This is a genomic window from Tardiphaga sp. 172_B4_N1_3, assembly GCF_052076035.1.
In the GTDB taxonomy this organism is placed as follows: Bacteria; Pseudomonadota; Alphaproteobacteria; order Rhizobiales; family Xanthobacteraceae; genus Tardiphaga; species Tardiphaga robiniae.
In genome coordinates, this window is record NZ_CP197238.1 from 3,562,089 (window position 1) to 3,582,301 (window position 20,213).

A 20,213-nucleotide genomic window follows, 5' to 3' on the forward strand; every position below is an offset into this window, starting at 1 on the left:
ACGGCGCTGACGCCTCTGTTTGCCGGATCGGCATCGGCCCAGACATGGACAGGAGCTGTAAGCTCCGACTGGACCGACGGAGCGAACTGGAACAGTGGGGTGGCGCCCAGCGCAGCCACCGCTGCGACCATCGACCCGGCGTCTCCAAATCCAATAGTCCTCGGCGTCAATGGTCCGGCAAGCGGCGCGACACGCAACATCTTTGTCGGTCAAAGCGGGACCTTCGCCAATCTGACGATTCAGAACGGCAGTACGCTCACTAGCATCTCGCCTCTTTTTGCGATCGGGTCGACGGGAGGAAGCGCCGGCACCGTCACTGTGACCGGAGCCGGATCGCAGTGGATTCTATCGGGTTCCGCATTGAGAATGGGCAACAGTGGGACGGGCACACTCAATATCGAGAATGGCGCGCGCGTTACCGCCCAAAACGGCTTGACGGTCGGAGCCAATCCCGGCGCCTCAGGCACGCTCAATGTCAGCGGCGGCGGTACGCTGGAGACCAGCTTCCTGCGAAGGGGAACTGGCGCGGCGCAGGCCAATTTCGACAATGGCCTTTTGAAAGCGACGGCCAGCAACGCAACCTTCATCAGTGGATTTTCCGGTACGTACCTCAACATCCTCGCGGGCGGAATGACGATCGACACCGGCACCTTCACGGTTGGCACCGATGCGGCATCGGGCTTCTCAGGGGGCGGCGGATTGACCAAGACAGGCGCCAGTACTTTCAACCTCGCCGCAAGCAGCACTTATGCCGGCCAGACGGTGATCCAGGCCGGTACGCTTGCGCTGACCGGCGCGGGCGCCATCAGCAATTCGAGCCGCGTCGTGGCAAATTCGACGTTCGATGTCACGGGTATCACTGCGGCTGTCACAAACATCCAGAGCCTGGCGGGAAGCGGTGCCGTCGCGCTGGGCACCAAGAACCTGGCGATCACCAATGCAAATGATCTGTTCTCCGGCGTCATTTCCGGCACCGGCGGACTAACGCTTAGCAGCGGCATGCAGATCCTTTCGGGCGTCAACACCTATACCGGTGGCACTACGGTGAGCGGCGGCACGCTCAGCGTCAACGGCAGCGTCTGCGGCGCCATGACCGTGCTGGCCGGCGGCACGCTGCAAGGCACCGGCACGGTCTGCGACACGTCGAACGCAGGCATCGTGGCGCCCGGTAACTCTATCGGAACGCTCACCGTCGCGGGCAACTACACCGGCAATGGCGGAACGTTGCAGATTGAGACGGCGCTCGGCGGCGATTCCTCGCCGACCGATCGGCTTGTCGTCACCGGCAATACCGCAGGCAGCACCAATGTGCGGGTGATCAATGTCGGCGGCAGCGGCGCTCAAACCGTCGAAGGCATCAAGATCATCGATGTCGGCGGCGCGTCGAACGGCGCGTTCTCACTGCTCGGCAATTACGTCGTTCAGGGCCAGCAGGCCGTGGTCGGCGGCGCCTATGCCTATACGCTGCAGAAGAACGGCGTCAGCACGCCGACCGACGGCGACTGGTATCTGCGCTCCAGCCTGATCAATCCGCCGTCTGCATCGGGTCCAGCAGCGACTGCGGGCCCGCTGTATCAGCCCGGCGTTCCACTTTACGAGAATTATGCACAGGTGCTGCTCGGCATGAACGAGCTGCCGACCATGCAGCAGCGCGTCGGCAATCGCTATTGGGGCGGCAGCGATGCCATGGCGCGCGCAGGTGTCGCGGCGGCACCAGGCGACGACTCTTCAGCGCCCACGGCGTTCTGGGGCCGCATCGAAGGCGGCCAATCCAATTTGCAGCCCTCCACCACCACAGGCTCGACCTATAAAGCCGATCAGTTGAAAGTGCAGGCCGGCCTCGACGGTCTCCTGATGGAAAACGAGCGCGGAAGGCTGATCGTCGGTCTCACCGGGCAATATGGTCTGACGACTGCCAATGTCGCCTCGGCCTTCGGCAACGGCCGGATCCGCGTCGAAGGTTCGGGTGTCGGCGGCACGCTGACATGGTTCGGCGACAACGGCTTCTATGTCGACGGCCAGGCGCAATCGATGTTCTACCGCAGCGATCTGTCCTCGGTGCTGGCCGGCAGCCTGACCCACGGCAATGAAGGGGTGGGCTATGCCTTCAGCGCTGAAACCGGCAAGCGGTTCTTTGTCGGCAACGGCTGGTCGCTGACGCCGCAGGCGCAGCTGTCCTATTCGAAGGCGGAGTTCGATCGCTTCACCGATCGTTTCGGCGCACCCGTGTCGCTGCGCGACGGCGACAGCCTGCTCGGCCGCGCCGGACTTGCGCTCAACCACCAGAAGACCTGGAACGATGGCGCGGGCATCGTGCGCTCAGATATCTATGGCATCGGCAACCTGCGCTACGAGTTCCTCGACGGCACCCGTGTCGATGTCGCCGGCACCGGCTTCGCCAGTGCGCAAGACCGGCTGTGGGGCAGCATCGGCGGCGGCGGCACCTATAGCTGGGCCAACGGCCGCTACGCCGTGTTCGGCGAAGTCTCCTATAGCGCGAGCCTTCAAGACGCGGCGGCGAACCGCAGCTACAAGGGCACTGGCGGCTTCCGCGCCACTTGGTGAACGGGCGCGCCGTCCACGTAACTTATACCTGGACACTAGCTTTCTGTCGGATCGTTGGATCCAGCTCGCAGTGTCGCCTTGAACCGGAATGCTTGTGCGAAAATCGCTTTCAATTCACGAGCGTCGTCCTAGGGACTGGAATCGCCGTGTTCGTCGTCAGCAATCCGTGAAGGGCGATGCCGCACCGTCAACGACCGGGGTCGGCACCGGATCCAGGCGACCTTCAGATAAGGCGATCGCCAACCCGGAACGCATTTGCCTTGCGGACCTTCTCACTTATCCTCGCCACGTCCCGCACATAGATTGTATTGAACTTATCCATACCCGTTGTCGGTTCGAGTACGCGCGTAAATCCATCGTATTTCGCTGTGACAAAACCGTTGCTGAGAATCGTGTTGTGCATTGCGCGATCGTCGAGATTGTAGTCGGAGGCCAGCCCGAGCGTCTCAACGATGATGATCTCAAGCTTGGGATCAGCAAGAAGCCGTTTCGCTCCCGCGATTACCGCGGGTTCAAATCCCTCCACATCGATAACCAGCATGTTCGGAGTCTCCGGGAACACGTCGTCAAGTGCTCGGACGGGAATTGATAACCCCGAGCCATCCAGGACGATCCGGTCGTTTCCCCCGCGGTCGGTGGAGAAATTCAGATCGGAAGCCTCCCTTCCCGCCCCCATGTTGAGCGTGGTCACCAGGTTCGACACCTCATTGATCGCCACATTGTCGCGCAGAGCTTTGAATGTCGACGGCACCGGTTCCATGGCGATCACGCGTGCTTTCGCGACGCTGCTTGCCGCAATCGAAAGTGCGCCGATGTTGGCGCCGACGTCCCCTAACAGGTCGCCTTCCCTGAGGAAGTGAAGCGCGAGCGAGACTTCTTCGACCTCAGGCAAGCCGAAGTAATAGTTCACCGCAGCACCCGGCATCTGTTTGGAGATAATAAGCCGGGAATCTCCGACGAAGGGTAAAACGATGGGCTGCTGAATGGCGCGGCTGGCAACCTGCCATCGCATGAACCTTAAGAACGTACGACGTTTATTCTCGCGCGCCAGCGGATGGCGGTTTGCGAAGCGTGACAGATGGTAGAGATCGGCCAGATTTCCCATAAAGCATGCCTTCTGAAGATTGCCTGATACCAAACATGGACTGCAGTGCAGGATATTGAGGGAGCAAATGGCGACGCTCATCCCTCGGAAGCCGTAAAACTCCCGAAGTATTTCCAACTTTAATCTAATCGTCAGTTCCGCAGCATTTGCCTCAGCCGCCAACGAGGACCGAACAGCTATTATCGGTACTTGTCTACAGCAATCGCGGGGAGTTCAGATTAACGTAAACGGTCTCTAGGAGACCGCCATCTCTCACCTAGAGCCTCCCAACGATCGCGGACAGTCTGCTGTATCAGGCGCGAAGACAGGGACGCAGTCTTCAATTTGACGGCGCCCCTGTAGGTAACACTTCGACGACGGGGCTCTCCGCAGGCTGGCCCGGCGCTCCGCCAAATTTTTCCTTGAAGGATGATAGCGGGCTCTCGAGAGCAAAATACGAGAGAACAGAAAGTGCGAGGGTAATGGCGAAGGCGAGGACAACCTGCGCCATTGGCGCTTTATTGCCGCTTAGCGCACCATCGTTCAGGCCCAAAAAGAACAACACCGGGAGATGGACAACGTACATCGCGTAGGAGATGTGGCCGAAGCCGCGCAAGATCGGCATCGACAGAAACGCGGTCAGCCCACGCTTCACGACACCATCGTCGAAAACCATCGTACTGACGAACGCTACACTGATCATCGCGTAGGCCGCCAGAGCCAATGTCCAATACGCCGCTTGGGAGGTGATGATGTCAGTGCTCCGGCCTACCCGATCGGCAATCAGCAGCAAGATCGCGACCGCCAGAAACAGCACGCAATGCCGTCCACGCAGCGAGCGTTTTTCAAACTCGCGAACTGCCAACCAACCGCCAAGCGATAGTGACAGCATGCGTGTAAAGATCGACATGTAAACGAGATCGCCGGACAAAACGTTATCCCGGCCACCATAACCTGCAGCGATCACGAGGCCACTGACGATTGCAAGAGCGGGAACCACGCGCCCCGTAACAACGCTCAACAGGCGCTGCGGCACCAACAGGACCAATAGCGGCCAAAAGAAATAAAACTGCTCCTCGACGGAGAGCGACCAGGTTTGTTCGAGCGGATGCGGCGCAGGATTAAACGGGTGGTAAAAATTAAATGTGTAGGTCAGCAGACTGAGCGTATCCCACGGCCCAAAATGAAAAACGAAGTAGCAAGAGACCACGGCAATGTAATAGACCGGAACAATTCGCAGTGCGCGGCGAGCGTAAAAATTAAAGAACGAGATGCGGCCGGTCTTGGCGCGTTCCCGCAGCAATAGCCGGGTAATAAAGAAGCCACTGACGGCGAAGAAAATGTCCAGCACCACATAAGCTGCGCGGGGCGCCTGATTGAGCTTCCAGGCCATGTTATACATGTCACTGTCAACCACTTGCGGTAAGTGGCTGAAGACGACAACTATCACTGCCACGCCACGAAAGCCGTCAAACGCCGGAAATTGTGCCAGCCGTTTTGAGCTGACCTCTGGGTCAGACATAATGGCCCTCCTCCACAAGTTCGATAGGGTTAAACTTCGTCAATTGCACGTAGACAAACGACATGGACACGTTTCCATGAGAATCCTCGAGTCCGAGGATACTGCGAAGCATTCGACAAACGTTAGTGGCGCAAGAGAGATCTCGAGGCGAACCTGAAAGCCAGACGGTGCTGTTCGCGGGATGGCGGTGACGAAGGTGCCGAGAGCACGTCGCACAACGCGTTCGTTAGTTGCGTGCGCGCCGCCGAATGGGTGAAATCGTGGTCGGCATCAGGGATTATCGAAACCGAAGCCTTCGGATAGCGGCGTAGCCGCGCGCCCCTTCTTCCCATATACGTGCGGAATTCGCCCAGCGCGTGATCTCCTTCCGAAAATAACATCGCTAGACGAACGCCGCGACTTTCGAGAATCTGGAAACGGCGGTGACCCTCGCTGTAAAGCTTCTGGCCGGCCCGGCCCGGGATGTGGCTGACTATCAATGAGACAGTTCGAACAAGGCGCTTGGAGAAAAAGATAACCGGAGCTTTGACGCGCAAATTGCCTGACAGTAGTCGTCTCAGGCTTCGCTTGCTAAACAACATCGCAACGGACCCGCCGATGGTGCGATGGGCCGATAACAAGGCTTCAGCGACGGTTTCCCGTGGGTCCCAGACAAAACGCATGATATTGATGGCGATGACATTGCGAACGCGGGCATCTTGCACCGCAGCCTGGAATGCGGCGTAAGCACCACTGCAGCGTCCTACCAAGGCGATCGGGCCGGCATCGAGCTTCTCTACATAGTCGATCGCGTGACGCACGTCAGCAGTTTGCTCTTCCGAATAAAGTACTTCGGCCGGCGCCCCTGCCGACGCCGCACTGTCGCCTATACCGCCGGCGTCGATTCTCAACGAAGCGATCCCGCGCTCCGCGAGGGCGCGAGCCTGCTCCACTGCCGCGCGACCCCAGCCGATGTGATAGTCGCGCCCCGAATTAGCGAGCACTGCGATAGCTGAAGGCCTTCGACCGAGCGGCCGACAGAGGACGCCGAAGAGCCGCTCGTCTGGCCCAAACCGAACCGGTAACTCGTCATAGTGAGGTCCGACGATTGGCCGCGCGGGACCGACCACTTTGGCAGGGCAGTCGGTGCCCGTGGTTGGAGAATGCCCGAGATTGTCGATCCATGACGCGATGCGTGTCAGCGTGCCGAGCTGTGGACCAGCCAAACTTGGATTTCGCAGGATATTTTCATACCCCTCGTAGTCGATGGACGAAACATCAGCTCCGAGCGTCTTCAGGTGGTTGCCGATTGAGCTGTCGCGGGACATTTGACTGCGCTCAACCAAAAGGACCCGTGCGGCGGGAGGCTCAGTTCTCCGAGTGAGATCGATAGTTTTGATGGCTTCGGCACGGCCGCTTGCCAGAGGAATACCAGCGACACTATAGCCGTTGTCGGAAGGGTCGGGTTCGATACCAATCCGATCGGTCAGCATGCGCGACCAGGCCTGAAGTTCACGAAGATAGGCGCGGCCTTTGACGACCGGCGCCATCAGGACCGTTGCTGCAACGTCGGATAATTCGGCTCCGAGTTGGGCGGCCAGACTAGCGCCAAGCCCTTGTCCAACCAGAACGAGTTCAGTGCCTGGATTGTATTCCCGCAAGAATGCAACGCACCGACGGGCAGCAACAAACCAGTCGGAGAGGCCTTCGGGTTCACCAACGAGATCGATAGCATCTGCTGTGCCGGGATAATCGAATCTGAGGCATGCATGACCTGCGGCGGCAATATACTCGGCCAAAGCCCCCCATGTGGCGCGGGCACACAATTCCTCATATCCGATCGGCGCGAGCAACAACACCGCCTTGCGTCCGCATCGATCAGCGCTGCCGGCGTGATAGAAGCCGCCGAAAGTATCAAACGTTACAGGTGCGCCATATCGGGATGTCATGATCTTGAGACTATCACAGCTTTCCGTTCGTCAACCGAATGGCGTCAACAGATCGATATTGTCGCTGCTGAGCAGCCGCCTTGGCACACGGTAATTTCTTTAACTCAGGGGCGACGAAGGTGTCATTCGATATCGCGTTCCATCATTAACGTCCCGGCGCGTTACGTTGCCGCCGATAGTTAACTATTTGCTAATCGCGGCTGGTTATCTCGCGCGATCGACTGAACCCGCTGATCCTAATATCGACGCCGTTGCTCGAAGCCACCCGACCGATAATCGGGACCACAGTAATCGGCGTCAGATTATCGAAATCGTCCATTTTGCCTGATTATATCCTCATTTCGTTAAGCTTGACGCCGGAACGGTCTTTTGCATTTGAGGCTTATTACGATCCTCTCCACCTTTGATTGATATCTCGTCCATATCACTATGAGCCGCTCGCATCCCCTGGCGAAGCGATGGACTTTTTGTAGCGTTGGAGAAACTTCATGCGTGACCGTGTCCGCACCATTGTCGGATCGCTGAACCTGCTTCCCGTTCCAGTCGATGGCTTATCCGACCAGGACAATCTGTTCGATGCGGGCATGACATCGTTCGGTTCAGTTCAGCTGATGATGTCCATCGAGGAAGAATTCGATATCGAATTTCCCAACAGCCTGCTGACTCGCAAAACATTCGCCACGCTTGGTGGGTTGATTGCTGCTGTCGAGCAGCTCGTCTCTGAGAAAGTCTAGGGTCATGATCCCGAACGCGGTGAAGCAAGGCATTGACGTGCCCGAAGCCGTGTCCTGGCGTGACGCGATGCGGCGGGTTGCCATCGAGGTTGCTTCGCCAAATGCTGCTCTTGCGGACCTAACCGCGACGTTTCCAGCGCAGACATTCGAAGCCCTTCGTCGTAAAAGGATGCTCGGCTTGATGGTACCTAGAAGCCTTGGTGGCCAGGAATTGGAATTGCGCAAGATTGCCAATCTTTGCGCGATTCTCGCGGGCGCGTGCGGCGCCAGCGGCATGATTTACGCCATGCATCAGATCAAGCTATCGAGCCTGGTCGCCCATGGGATGCAAACCGAATATCATCGCGGGCTCATGCGCGATGTAGCTGTCAAGCAGCTGCTGATCGCGTCGTCGACCACGGAGGCTGGTATCGGCGGCGATCTGCGGATATCGAATTGCGCGATCGAGACGACGGGTGATCGGGTTTCGCTGACAAAGCAGGCAAGTGTCCTGTCCTATGCTGCGGAAGCCGATATCATCATGGCGACCGCGCGGCGCGGTCCGGCGTCCGTCGGGTCCGATCAGGTCCTGATCGCGCTGCGGCGTAGCGACTACCAACTTCAGCGCACCGCTGAGTGGAATACGCTCGGCATGCGCGCCACCTGCTCCGAGGGTTTCCTGCTGACGGCAACAGCCGGAGCCGATCAGATCTTTCCGAAGCCGTTCCACGAGATCGCGGTGCAATCCATGCTGGCCACCGCGCATGTTCTGTGGGCGAGCGTCTGGTTCGGGATCGCGACCGATGCTTTGTCGCGCGCGCATGCCTCGGTTCGAGCAACGGCGCGGCGCGTGCCGTCCGATTTCGCGGGGCCGCTCCCAGGCGCGGCTCGACTGGCCGAGGCCACCGCCAAATTGCAGACGTTCAAGTCCACGCTCGTCGCCCATATTGAGCGGTTCGAGACTGCGAAGCGCAACGAAGACGATCTCAGCTCGATCAATTTCGCGATCGAAATGAACAATCTCAAGGTCATGGCTTCGACCATAGCCGTCGACATCGTACGTGAAGCGCTGATGGTGACGGGCATCGCCGGCTACCGCAACGACGGTCCATTCTCGGTCGGCCGCCATCTCAGGGATGTGCTGTCGGCGCCGCTGATGGTGGCTAACGATCGCATCCTCACCAACACCGCTGGCCTCGTGGTCGCGAGCCGATTTGACTCAGATCTGGAGTGATAGCGATGAACGCGCCTGTTAAAGCCGTGCAAAGTCCGGAGGCATTTCTCGACGCCCTGTTCGACGAGTCGATCCTGATCAGGACCGGCGTCGACGGGCTCTATGGCCGCGCCGGTGTGTTCGAAGAGGTCATCGACGGGTTCGAAGCCGCGGTGACAAAAATAGCCGTCGGCGATCAGGCGACGCGGATTCATTTTCCGCCGGGCATGCCGCGCAAGAATCTTGTGAAAGCCGGTTACCTGAAGAGCTTTCCGCAATTGGCCGGCTGCGTCCACTCTTTCATGGGCGATAACGCCGACCATGCCAAGCTCGTCGGCATGATCGAGCGGGGCGAAGACTGGACCGAGATGCAGGATGCGACGGAAGTCGCGCTGACGCCGGCTGCCTGCTACCCGCTGTATCCCACTGTCGCGGCGGAAGGTCCGGTGCCGGAAGGCGGTCGGCTGTTCGATCTCAAGTCATACTGCTTCCGCCATGAGCCCTCGAAGGATCCAGCGCGGATGCAGCTGTTCCGGATGCGCGAATTCGTCCGCATCGGCTCGGCCGACGAAGTGACATCTTTCCGCGCCACTTGGCTCGAGCGCGGCGAAAAGCTTATCGCTTCGTTGGGCCTGCCTTGCGTTATCGATGTGGCCAACGATCCGTTCTTCGGGCGCACTGGCCGCGTCATGGCGTCGAGTCAGCGCGACCAGGGTCTGAAATTTGAGTTGCTGATCCCGGTCGCCAGCGATGAAAATCCGACCGCGTGTCTGTCATTCAACTATCATCAGAACCATTTCGGCAGCCTGTGGGGCATGCATTTCGCAGGCGGCGAAGTCGCACATTCGGCCTGCGTCGGCTTCGGCCTGGAGCGGACGGCGCTGGCGCTATTCCGTCACCACGGCACCAAGGTCGACGCGTGGCCCGCGGATGTCCGCCGCGTGCTGTGGGGCTAGGCCTTGCAAACCACCTGCGCCATCGATGGACTGGATCCCGCAACCTATGTGCGTCACGAGCTGCATGATTCCGCGCGCAACTGGCCCGAGACCAACTGCTACGTCGATCTACTGATCGAAGTACTGGCCCGACGCGGGCATGATCCCCGGGCCGCGCTGGCTTTCACGGTCGCGCAGGATTACGAGGGCGACCAGTTCACGTTTTTCAAGATCCCGGCCGCCGATCTCGCGCTGTTGTACGGCGTCGAGATTCTGGAGCTCGCGATCTTCGATCAGCTGGAAGATCACGCGCACGTGCAGTTGACGCGGGGCCGTCTGCCGCTGATCGAGGTCGATTCTTACTACCTGCCGGATACCCGCGGCATCACCTATCGTCACAGTCACAGCAAAACGACCATCGGCGTCAACGTCCTGGATTCGGTCGACCGCCGGCTCGATTACTTTCACAATGGCGGATATTTCCGTCTCGAAGGCGAAGACTTCGAGGCGCTGTTGCGGCCCGTGCGTGACAACGGCCTGCCGCTTTTCCCTTACGTCGAATTCATCAAGTTCGGTCCGGCGCCGTCTGCACACGAGCAGATGGCGATGTCTCGCACGTTGCTGGCACAACATCTGCGTCGTCGGCCGTCGCAGAATCCATTTACCGCATGGGGCGACGTGATCGGTGCCGACATCGGCCGGCTGATGGGGCGGCCTCCCGAGTGGTTTCACACCTACGCTTTCAGTACATTACGTCAGGCCGGTGCGAATTTCGAACTGCTCGCGACCTATCTGGCGTGGTTGCAGGAGCACGGTGACCCGGCGCTGGAGCGCGCCAGGCTGGCCGCGGAGGCGATCGCCGGCGGCACCAAGATCATGCAGTTTCAATTCGCCCGCGCCTCGGCCCGCGGCAAGGTTCCGGATGTGGCGGATGCCATCCGCCAGCTCGCGACCGATTACGATATCGCCCTCGACAGCCTCATGAACGGCTTCGCGGTTCGCGGCGCCGCGGCATGATTTCTCTGTGACCTGATCGGCCTGTTGATTGCCATGACCGACATCCGCGCCATGACGGGACGCAAGGTTCAGCCGCTCGACAGCGGCTGGGAACTGGCGCTGTCTTGCCCTCACGCGTGGCAGGAGCCCAGCGGGTTGAGTGAAGCCGTCTGGTTGCCCGCGATCGTCCCTGGAACGGTCTCGGGTGCGCTGCGGGCCCTCGGGCAATGGAGCCTCATTGACCCTCAGCCGCTGCATGACAAGGACGTCTGGTACCGGCTCCAGATCAGTGGAAACGGCAAGCGCAAGCTGCGGTTCGAGGGACTCGCGACATTCGCCGAGGTTTTCCTCGATGGCAGGCTCATCCTGACCGGGAGCTCGATGTTCGAGCCGTGTGAGGCCGAGATTGTGCTCGGCGGTGAGCATTGGATGCATATCGCCTTCAGGAGCCTCCGCGGCGTGATGGCAGGAACGAAAGGCCCTCGGCCACGCTGGAAAACGATGATGATCGAGGAGCCACGGCTGCGGTTCCTGCGCACCACGCTGATCGGGCACATGCCCGGATGGTGCCCGCCCGTCGATGTGGCCGGCCCATACCGATCAGTGCTGCTGATCGAAGAGGGAATTGTTCGCGCCAATAATGTCGATCTGCGCAGCCGGCTCGACGACACCGAAGGCGTTCTGACGCTCGCGCTCGATCTGTCGGGAGTGGCAGAAGGCGTGACGCCGGTCCTGCACTGCGCCGGGGCGGAGGTGCTGCTGAGGCCGCTCGACACGGAAGCGCCGCCGGCCGGTGCGGCGCGCTGGCAGGGCGCACTGCGGATCCCCGATGTGGAGCTGTGGTGGCCTCACACCCATGGTAGCCCGACGCTCCATGCGGTGACCATCGACATCGGCACCGTCGGGATCGATTTGGGAGAGGTTGGATTTCGCCGGATCGCGGTCGGCCGCGGGCCGGACGGAAACGGCTTCGCCCTGCAGGTGAACGGCGTCCGCATTTTCTGCCGCGGCGCATGTTGGACGCCGATCGACGTGGTGAGCCTGCAGGCATCTGACGCCGATTACGCGCAGGACCTTGGACTGGTGCAAAGTGCTGGCCTCAACATGGTCCGTCTCAGCGGGACCATGGTGTATGAGACCCCAAGTTTCCACCGCCTCTGCGACAGGCTCGGCATCATGGTCTGGCAGGATGTCATGATGGCCAATTTTGATTACCCGTCGGATGTGGCCTTTGCTGAAGTCATCCGCAGCGAAATCACGACAGTCGTTAGCCGCTTGAGTGCGTCGCCATCATTGGTCGTGATATCAGGCGGCAGTGAGGTTGGTCAGCAGGCTGCGATGATGGGCCTGCCCCGCCAGATGCGCGACGTACCACTGGCGGAAACCGTCATTCCCGAAGTTTTGGCGGGCTGGTGTGACGTCGCCTATGTGCCGGGTTCGCCGTCCGGCGGCGTGCTACCCTTCGTGGCTGAAGCGGGCCCGTCGCATTATTACGGCGTTGGCGCATATTTGCGGCCCCTCGACGATGCGCGCCGCGCCAATGTCCGCTTTGCCTCTGAGTGTCTCGCTTTCGCCAACCTGCCCGACGATCGTCACTTCGCTGACCATCGGCTCGACCCTGTCAGCAATCCGGAACGCTGGCTCGCCGGGGTCCCGCGCGACGGAGGCGCGTCTTGGGATTTCGACGATGTGCGCGAGCATTATCTTCTGGCGCTGTGGAACGAAGACGGCCGCAGCCTGCGCTCCAGCGAACCCGGGCGCTGGCGCCAGCTATCGCGCGCGATCACAGCCGAGGTCATCGAACGGACGATCGACGAATGGCGCCGCCCGGCCTCCACCACCGCTGGCGCGCTGATATGGCTGTGGCGCGACCTGCAGCCCGGCGCAGGCTGGGGCCTGCTGGATTGCTACGGCCGCCCGAAATCGGCCTTCTACGCACTGCGCCGCGCCTCGCTGCCACTGCGCTTGTCGATCACTGACGAAGGCACCAACGGGCTCTACCTCCATCTCGTCAATGACACGCCGCGGGCCGCCGCGGGCAAACTGACCTTGCGTTGCCTGAGAGACGGCAAGACGCCGGTGATCGAAGCGGTGCGCAATGTGACCATCGCGCCACATGCCGGGCTTTCAATCGGAGCGTTCGAGATATTCGACCGGTTCTTCGACGCCGGTCACTGCTATCGCTTTGGGCCAGCGGCGCATGACACCGTGCATGCAATGTTCGCAGCCGAGGACTCCGATCAACCTCGAGAGGCCTTTCATTTTCTTTGCTCCCCGACGTCGGCGATTGACCAGAAGATTGGCGCAGTGCTTGGTGAAGACGCCGCCGGTTTCTTTCTCGACCTGCAAGCCGCCACGACGACGCGCTTCATTGAAATCGCGGACAACGAATTCCTGCCCGACGACAATTACTTCCACATGGCATTTGGGCATCGCAAGATCGTGCGTCTGGCACCGCCCCGGCATTCGTCTGATAATCTGCGCCCATCGGGACGGGTCTCTGCGCTCACTCTGAAAGGTGACGTCAAATACTGACTAGGGCAGCGATCCGCTAATTCTTACAGCGGGGGCCGGTCAAGTTTCGCTTGCGTGAACTGGCTGTTGAAGCGTGCCGGGGCGAGATCAACGATGGCATCGAACGGACCCGGCGACGGTCAGCTAGTCGCTAGCCTAGGTTTTTATTCTATAATGTAAGTATGCGATTCCGATTTTCTTGAAGCGCAGCGCGCCTCAAGGCGGGGTGCCGGCTTGAGAGGCCCTTACCTCCCCACAAAAGGTCACCCGCAGATACGGTCTATAAGCTGAGTGTAGATGTCGAATGCCTCATCAATTCGCTCGACGTAGCAGAACTCATCGGTTTGGTGGCATTGCGCCGCTTCGCCGGGACCGATGACGACGGTTGGCACATTGTTAAACCCCGGCACCAAGGCAGAGGCATCGGTGAAGTAAGGAGCGCCGGCCGGCACAGGGGGAGCGCCCAGTCGAGCGGCCAGGATGTCCATCAATGGTTCAATCGCAGGCTCGTCGGGTGCAGTCGCGAACCCTTTGAAATCGGTGACCAGCTGTATCGATGCTTCAGCTCCCAATCGCTCTTGGATGTCTGCAATGAGCACCTGATGGTCATGTCCGGGCACTGTGCGAAAATCGACTGTAACGCCTGCCGAATCGGGAACGGAGTTGATGTTTTGACCGCCGAAGATCGTGGTGACCGAGGCGGTCGTCCTCCCTAGCAACGGGTGTTCGTTCTCAGGAAACTTCAGAGCTTCGATAAGTCCGACCCAGCTCGCAACCTTATACACAGCGTTTTCGCCCAGCTCAGGCATCGAAGAATGCGCTGTCTTTCCTGTGGCCGTGATTCTCAGCCTGACCGAGCCTTTATGCGCGATGATAGGAAGATTCGACGTCGGCTCCGCAACGATCAATAGCTCTGCGTCCCCAAGGGCACCCTCGCGTGCAAGGTGGAACGCTCCTTGGCACCCCGTCTCCTCACCTGCGGTGATGACCAGCGTGATACCGCGTTTCAAGCGGCCTTTCTTGGTCGCTTCGACCGCAGCAACAATGAAGGCTGCGACGCCAGCTTTCATATCGCTGGCGCCGCGCCCGATGAGCTTGCCCTCACGGATCTCCGCCGCGAACGGCGGTGCCGACCACGGCTTTTCTCCAAGCGGCACCACATCAATGTGGCCTGTGAAGACAAGTGGCTTTAGTGCCTCCGTGCCAGACAACCTGGCGACGATTGACGGCCGTCCCGGCGCGAACTCGTAAGCTGTAACGGCAAGGCCGGCATCCCGCAGCAAATCGGCAATATAACCTGCGCAATCCTTTTCTCTGCCGGGCGGGTTGAGGGAATCAAATCGCACCAAGGCTTGTGCAAGTTCAACGCTGTTCATTCGATCCTCACTCAGCTTTACTAAAGGGCTATCTCGGTCGGTCATCGTGCGTCGCGGCTAAAAAGCTTCGCGCCAATCTCAGCACTGACCTTCTTGATGAGGTCAAGGTGACGTGGCTTCGCACCTTCGGCCAGCTGCGCAGTCAATGTCGTGATGCTGATGCTTCCGGCTAGATGTCCCTGGCGATCGAAGACAGGCACGCCCAATGCCGCCAGGCCTACAACGAAATCATCAACGGCCAGCTCCCAGCCTTGTTTTTGAATTCGCACGGCCTCGGCATTCAGGGTTTTGATGTTGGTCTGGCTTTTCGGCGTGCGTTTCGCAAGCTCAAGCGAAAGGGCGACGGCTCGCTCCTCCGGTGAGATAAAGCCCAACAACGCGCGGGGCCCTGCCCCGCAGTTAAGCGGCGCCCTTGATCCGACAGTGAACCAGGCGGCATCGACATTTGGAATAGAGGCTCGCACGCGCTCGACACAGATGGCGCTGCCCTCATGATGAACCCAGAGATAGGCAGTGGTTCCAGTTGTCTCGCTGAGCTCGCTCAGTAAGGGCGCTGCAATCTCGCGCAGCTCCCTCCCCTTTTCCACGGAGGATGCAAGCTCGAGAACGCCAACACCGAGCGAATACAGACCGCTCGAGGGATCGTGATCAATCAGCCCGCTGCATTGAAGCGTATGAAGTAGTCGTCGCGCAGTCCCTTTGTCCAGATCGGCCGCTGCCGACAGTTCTGTCAAGGTTTGACGAGGTCGTGCGATATGGAAGGCCTTGAGGAGCGCGATGCCCCGGTCCAGTGCTCTTACGATGGGAACGCCTGGCTTGTCTGCGATCGTTGCCGACAGCCGTCCGGCAAGTGGGTTTTGTATCATGCTGTGACACTCTACATCATGTGTTGACACAAACAAGGGCCGTGGACCAAACTGTGCTGTCTCTCACCGGATGGCAGCCATGGTTCTCGACGATACGCTTCGCAAAAAACTGATTGCTTCGGTCGAAGACGGATTTGCCGAGCAGATCGCCTACACGCAGGATCTCATCAGGCTGCAATCCGTGCGCGGCGACGAATTCGTTATTCAGGACCGCGTTTTCAATGAGTTGCGTAATCGCGGATACGCGATGGAGCGCTTCGACATGGACCGTGAGGCCATCGGGCGGCATCCCGGCGGCTCCCCGTTCTCAGACGATCATTCACGCGCCCCGATCGTTGTTGGAACACATCGCCCGCGCGACGAAGCCGGTCGGTCCCTCATCTTGCAGGCCCACGTTGATGTCGTCCCGCCGGGACCAGAGAGCTTGTGGACCCATCCACCTTTCGACCCGGTGATTGAGGGCGACTGGCTCTATGGCCGAGGTGGCGCAGACATGAAGGCGGGCCACGCGGCGAACCTTTACGCTCTCGATGCGCTGCGCAGGATCGGGCTGCAGCCGGCTGCGACCGTCTATATTCAATCCGTCGTCGAGGAAGAATCGACTGGTAACGGCGCTTTGATGACGCATCTTCGCGGCTACAAAGCCGACGCCGTTCTCATTCCAGAGCCAGAAGACGAGAAGCTAGTACGAGCGAACGTAGGTGTTGTTTGGTTTCAGGTGGAGGTGCGGGGTCTACCCGTCCACGTCCGCGAGATGGGCACGGGTGCCAATGCGATCGACGCGGCTTACCGCATCATTGGTGAGCTCCGCAAACTGGAAACGGAATGGAACGCTCGGAAAGCGGGGCGTCCAAACTTTGAAAACGAAGAACATCCTATTAATTTGAACGTCGGCAAAATTGAGGGCGGCGACTGGGAGTCGTCCGTTCCCGCATGGTGTCGAATCGGCTGCCGCGTTTCGATCTATCCTGGCGTCAGTGCCAAGGAGGCAGCTGCTGAGATTGAGCAGCGAATTGCAAAATTCGCGCGGGAAGACTCGTTCCTTTCAAACATTCCCCCATTAGTCACTTTCCACGGCTTCCACACAGAAGGATACGAACTGCCGCCAGGCTCCGAGGCAGAAAAGGTGCTCGCAGATGCTCATTTAGGGGCGACTGGCAAGAAGCTCGAAAGCTTCATGACTGCCGGTTATCTCGATACCAGGGTTTATGCGCTCTACGACAAGATTCCCGCGCTATGCTACGGCCCCTACTCCCAAAACATTCATGGCTTTGATGAGCGCGTCAGTATTGCGTCTCTCAAGCGCATCACTACTGCGATGACACTTTTCATCGCCGAATGGTGTGGCGTTGAGCTTGCCACACCTGAGTGAGTGACAGGCAGTCCAGTTGAGAGACAACGTTCGCCTACCTTTTGTGTAAGCTTATTATCGTAATGAGTGTTATGCGAATCTGACTTGCGCGGCTGTGCCTTCTCGAAGGGGGCGCCTCCCTTAAGACAGCCCCCTTTATTTTGTGAACTCTCAGAGCCGCCCATCCGCGAGCAGCTCGCGGGTGCGCTTTAGTGTCGATAACAGGGCGGCTTTGTAGCCCTTATCCTCGCTGTCGAACTGCGCCTGCTCGGCTTGTTCCTCAGGGCCATGAGGCTTCTTCCCGCGTAAGCCGGTGTAACAGTAGAAGCGGAGCTGGAGCGCTCCGGCCTCATCCACGAACAACTCATTGATGATTGCACCTTCGCGCGGACCGGTAGCCTGGAGAAAGGTCACCTTGCTTCCTTTCTCAAGCACGATGATCTCCCGCAGGTCTACTCCGGCAATCGTGGCCTCGCGCACGAAGTGGTTCGCGCTCTCCTCGACGACGTCGCAGCGCGTGCACAGTCCGGGCGGCAAGAATTCGCGAGCGTCGCGGGCCTTGAGCTCCAGACCCTTCCAGGCCTGGTCGCGAGTGAGTTTGGTTTCCCCTTCCGGGTTTACCGGAACGGTGGCGGTCGAATAGATCATGATAGTTCTCCTTGGATTGTTAGATGACGTCGCGGCGAGCTATGCCGTGATCTGCGCGATGTGGTCGCGATACGAGCGGAGCGGACGGCCGAGCAGCGCGGTCAGCCGCTCGACGTCGCCGGTGCCCGGGACCATGCCTTCGGTCAGAAACCGCTCGGCCATCAGGCGCATGTCGAAGGCCATCCAGCTCGGCATGAACTGGCGCAGGTTCTGCTCGAACCCGGCGGTGTCGTTGCCGGGGAAGGTGATCGTGCGACCGAGGACATCCGACCAGATCGCCGCTGCGTCTGCGCCGGTGAGCGTGTCGGGCCCAACCACATTGATATAATCGAGCGGAAGGGACGTGGGCGATTGCTCACGGCGGATCAGTTCGATCGCGGCGAGTTCACCGACGTCGCGTGCATCGATCATGGCGAGGCCCTTGTCGCCGATCGGCATCGGGTAGATGCCGTAGCCGGTGACCACGTCCTTGATGGTGATCTCGTTGTCCATGTAGTAGGCCGGGCGCAGGATGGTGGCGCCGAGCTTCATCTGTTCGATCATGCGCTCGACACCGAACTTGCCTGCGAAGTGCGGGACGTTCACGTAGCGGTCGCTGTGGATGACGGACAGGTAGACGAACCTATCGATCCCGGCCTCGCGGGCCACGTTTAGCGCGATCAGCGCCTGGGTATATTCGTCGGCCACGACACCGTTCAGTAGGAACAGCGTGGATACGCCCTTCATGGCGGACCGGAGGGAATCGACGTCGAGCAGGTCGCCTTGGACGACCTCCACACCGTCTGGAAATTTGGCCTTGGAGGGATCGCGAACGAGGGCACGCACCGAGGCGCCACGCTTTGCGAGCTGTTCGACGACATTGCGGCCGATGTTGCCGGTAGCGCCAGTTACGAGGATGGTCATGGGATATTCTCCTATTGGTTGATCACCCCCTGAATATGAGTGGTTCACATATGGTCCGATAGACAGTATATTTGGACAGACAGTCTCATAGATGGAACAGATGGACCTACTCGCCCTCGCCGATTTCAACCTGGTCGCCCGCCATGGCGGGTTTGGCCGCGCTGCACGTGCGACGGGTCACCCGAAGGCAACGCTGTCGCGGCGGGTGGCGGAACTGGAGAGCATCCTCGGCCTGCGCCTGTTTGAGCGCGGCGGGCGAGAGTTGAAGCTTACTCAGGAGGGGCGATCACTTTACGAGCGGACAGGGACCCTGCTTACCGAGCTAGACGAAACGGTAGCCGCAATCGCTTCGGGCGGCGACAAGCCGCGCGGCAAATTACGGATCAGCGCCCCCCTGCTGTTTTCACAGATCGCCATGGGCAGGCTGGCCGCTGGGTTCGCGCTCAAATATCCGGAGGTGCGGCTGGAGATCACGACCGAAGACCGTCCCGTCGACATGGTGGAAGAAGGTTACGACCTGGTCATCCGCATCGATCCAGATCCGGATGAAAGCCTCGTCGGACGAGCCTTTCTGCGCGATCGGCTGGTAGTCGTTGCGAGTTCAAGTTTGGCTCGACCTGCCGACTTGCCTGTCCCAGCCGTTGTGCGTGGAGCAGGCGGCCAGATCACATCCTGGGACGTAACAACACCAACAGGAAAATCGCGCATCACGGTCGATCCAGTGCTCTGTCTTTCATCGATTGTCATGGTGCGCGACGCAGTCCGCGCGGGCGTTGGCGCAGCACGTCTTCCGATATCACTCGTAAGTCATGATCTGGCTGCTGGCACGTTAGTGCATTGGGGCGACGTAGGCGGACCGGACATCGCTCTGTGGGCTCTTTATCCCTCGCGGCGGCTGCTGAGCGCTCGTGTTTCTGCTTTTCTGGACTACCTGAAAGAAGCTTTCCCGATGGGAACCCCGGACGAACTTGCCGCCTTCGTGAAATGATGGAACGTCCTTTTGCGCGCTAATCGCCGGACGCTTGGGAAGTTTACAACGATGCGGGCTAATATATGAGGCCCCACTTCGCAGGTGTGTTGTACGGCCGCGGCTGTTAAAGCGAGTTCGGCGGGTAGAAGCGATGCAACATCGCTAAAATTTTTGGTTCCCCTCTTGACCGAGGATTGTAGAAATCTACATCGATTATCGCCTTTAAACGAAAGGAGTCAGGAGGCCCACATGACGACGTCTGCCATGTCGATGAATGAAATCCACGCAAATTCCCTCCTCGCCAGCACCTTCACGCATCCCCGGGAAGTTCTCGCGAATCCCTTTTTAGACACTCTGCAAAAGCGATGCGTTCTTGCGGCGTGGGCATCGGATGCTTTTACTGTCGAGGGGAAGCCATGGCTACGCCAGATCCCCGGCTCCAATGAGACGGTCAGGATCGGCGATATTCTCGCAGCGCTCAGCTCACTTGATGAGGACGACAGTCCCCCGCCGAAGATGTCGCGAATGCCGTTGCCGGGAGCGCCGATACGTATCCGAGCCGTCGGTCAGACTGCACGAGAGGATGGACGCCGCCGATTAGCGGACCTCCATCCATAAGGCCAACAGTT

At 59.7% G+C, this 20,213-nt stretch carries 16 protein-coding genes; 9 read left to right on the forward strand and 7 right to left on the reverse strand.

Translation table 11 applies throughout. The features are described from left to right. The first annotated feature begins 99 nt into the window (after positions 1-99). A complete protein-coding gene (locus tag AB7783_RS16915) occupies positions 100-2,565 on the forward strand; it encodes an autotransporter family protein (RefSeq protein WP_441278255.1) in 2,466 nt (821 codons plus the stop codon). A gap of 223 nt (positions 2,566-2,788) precedes the next feature. Here the strand turns inward: AB7783_RS16915 and AB7783_RS16920 are convergent, their stop codons facing one another. The 3 genes from AB7783_RS16920 to AB7783_RS16930 all read right to left on the reverse strand — a co-directional run bounded on the left by AB7783_RS16920 (position 2,789) and on the right by AB7783_RS16930 (position 7,099). Next, on the reverse strand, positions 2,789-3,670 hold the full coding sequence (locus AB7783_RS16920; RefSeq protein ID WP_441278256.1) for an FkbM family methyltransferase: 882 nt from the start codon (positions 3,668-3,670) through the stop codon (positions 2,789-2,791). Positions 3,671-3,989: 319 nt separating this feature from the next. Continuing rightward, a complete protein-coding gene (locus AB7783_RS16925) occupies positions 3,990-5,171 on the reverse strand; it encodes an acyltransferase family protein (protein WP_441278257.1) in 1,182 nt (393 codons plus the stop codon). 122 nt (positions 5,172-5,293) lie between these two features. Continuing rightward, positions 5,294-7,099 (reverse strand): serine aminopeptidase domain-containing protein, encoded by a 1,806-nt coding sequence (locus tag AB7783_RS16930; RefSeq protein WP_441278258.1) that lies wholly within the window; start codon positions 7,097-7,099, stop codon positions 5,294-5,296. A 488-nt stretch (positions 7,100-7,587) separates the two neighbouring features. Between AB7783_RS16930 and AB7783_RS16935 the strand changes: the two genes are divergently transcribed. Genes AB7783_RS16935 through AB7783_RS16955 form a run of 5 tightly spaced genes read left to right on the forward strand, consistent with a single transcriptional unit; the run spans position 7,588 to position 13,491 of the window. Next, positions 7,588-7,833, forward strand: a complete 246-nt coding sequence (locus AB7783_RS16935) for an acyl carrier protein (RefSeq protein ID WP_441278259.1) — start codon at positions 7,588-7,590, stop codon at positions 7,831-7,833. Between the two features lie 31 nt (positions 7,834-7,864). Further along, the gene (locus AB7783_RS16940; RefSeq protein WP_441279713.1) at positions 7,865-9,046 is read left to right on the forward strand and encodes an acyl-CoA dehydrogenase family protein; all 1,182 of its coding nucleotides are present in this window, start codon (positions 7,865-7,867) and stop codon (positions 9,044-9,046) included. 26 nt (positions 9,047-9,072) lie between these two features. Beyond that, entirely contained in the window at positions 9,073-9,981 is a 909-nt protein-coding gene (locus AB7783_RS16945) for an amino acid--[acyl-carrier-protein] ligase (RefSeq protein ID WP_441279714.1), read from the forward strand. Between the two features lie 3 nt (positions 9,982-9,984). Continuing rightward, a complete protein-coding gene (locus tag AB7783_RS16950; RefSeq protein ID WP_441278260.1) occupies positions 9,985-10,977 on the forward strand; it encodes a DUF1839 family protein in 993 nt (330 codons plus the stop codon). 33 nt (positions 10,978-11,010) lie between these two features. Beyond that, positions 11,011-13,491, forward strand: coding sequence for a glycosyl hydrolase 2 galactose-binding domain-containing protein (locus tag AB7783_RS16955; protein ID WP_441278261.1), 2,481 nt, complete (start codon positions 11,011-11,013; stop codon positions 13,489-13,491). A gap of 242 nt (positions 13,492-13,733) precedes the next feature. On the opposite strand, the gene AB7783_RS16960 is transcribed toward AB7783_RS16955, so the two are convergent. Then, complete coding sequence (locus AB7783_RS16960) at positions 13,734-14,846, reverse strand: M20 family metallopeptidase (RefSeq protein WP_441278262.1); 1,113 nt, start codon at positions 14,844-14,846, stop codon at positions 13,734-13,736. A 41-nt stretch (positions 14,847-14,887) separates the two neighbouring features. Continuing rightward, positions 14,888-15,712 (reverse strand): IclR family transcriptional regulator, encoded by an 825-nt coding sequence (locus tag AB7783_RS16965; RefSeq protein WP_441278263.1) that lies wholly within the window; start codon positions 15,710-15,712, stop codon positions 14,888-14,890. Between the two features lie 79 nt (positions 15,713-15,791). Here AB7783_RS16965 and AB7783_RS16970 point away from each other — a divergent pair, with 79 nt between their 5' ends. Continuing rightward, positions 15,792-17,084, forward strand: coding sequence for an ArgE/DapE family deacylase (locus tag AB7783_RS16970; RefSeq protein WP_184511675.1), 1,293 nt, complete (start codon positions 15,792-15,794; stop codon positions 17,082-17,084). A 150-nt stretch (positions 17,085-17,234) separates the two neighbouring features. Here AB7783_RS16970 and AB7783_RS16975 read toward each other — a convergent pair whose 3' ends face one another. Together AB7783_RS16975 and AB7783_RS16980 are read right to left on the reverse strand one after the other, a co-directional pair. Beyond that, complete coding sequence (locus tag AB7783_RS16975) at positions 17,235-17,711, reverse strand: SRPBCC family protein (RefSeq protein ID WP_439072845.1); 477 nt, start codon at positions 17,709-17,711, stop codon at positions 17,235-17,237. Between the two features lie 39 nt (positions 17,712-17,750). Continuing rightward, positions 17,751-18,614, reverse strand: coding sequence for an SDR family oxidoreductase (locus tag AB7783_RS16980; protein ID WP_441278264.1), 864 nt, complete (start codon positions 18,612-18,614; stop codon positions 17,751-17,753). Between the two features lie 100 nt (positions 18,615-18,714). Between AB7783_RS16980 and AB7783_RS16985 the strand changes: the two genes are divergently transcribed. Next, positions 18,715-19,602, forward strand: a complete 888-nt coding sequence (locus AB7783_RS16985; protein ID WP_439072847.1) for a LysR family transcriptional regulator — start codon at positions 18,715-18,717, stop codon at positions 19,600-19,602. Between the two features lie 231 nt (positions 19,603-19,833). Next, positions 19,834-20,202: a hypothetical protein gene (locus AB7783_RS16990; protein ID WP_439061902.1), complete on the forward strand. Its 369-nt coding sequence runs from the start codon at positions 19,834-19,836 to the stop codon at positions 20,200-20,202. The last annotated feature ends 11 nt before the right edge of the window (positions 20,203-20,213 follow it).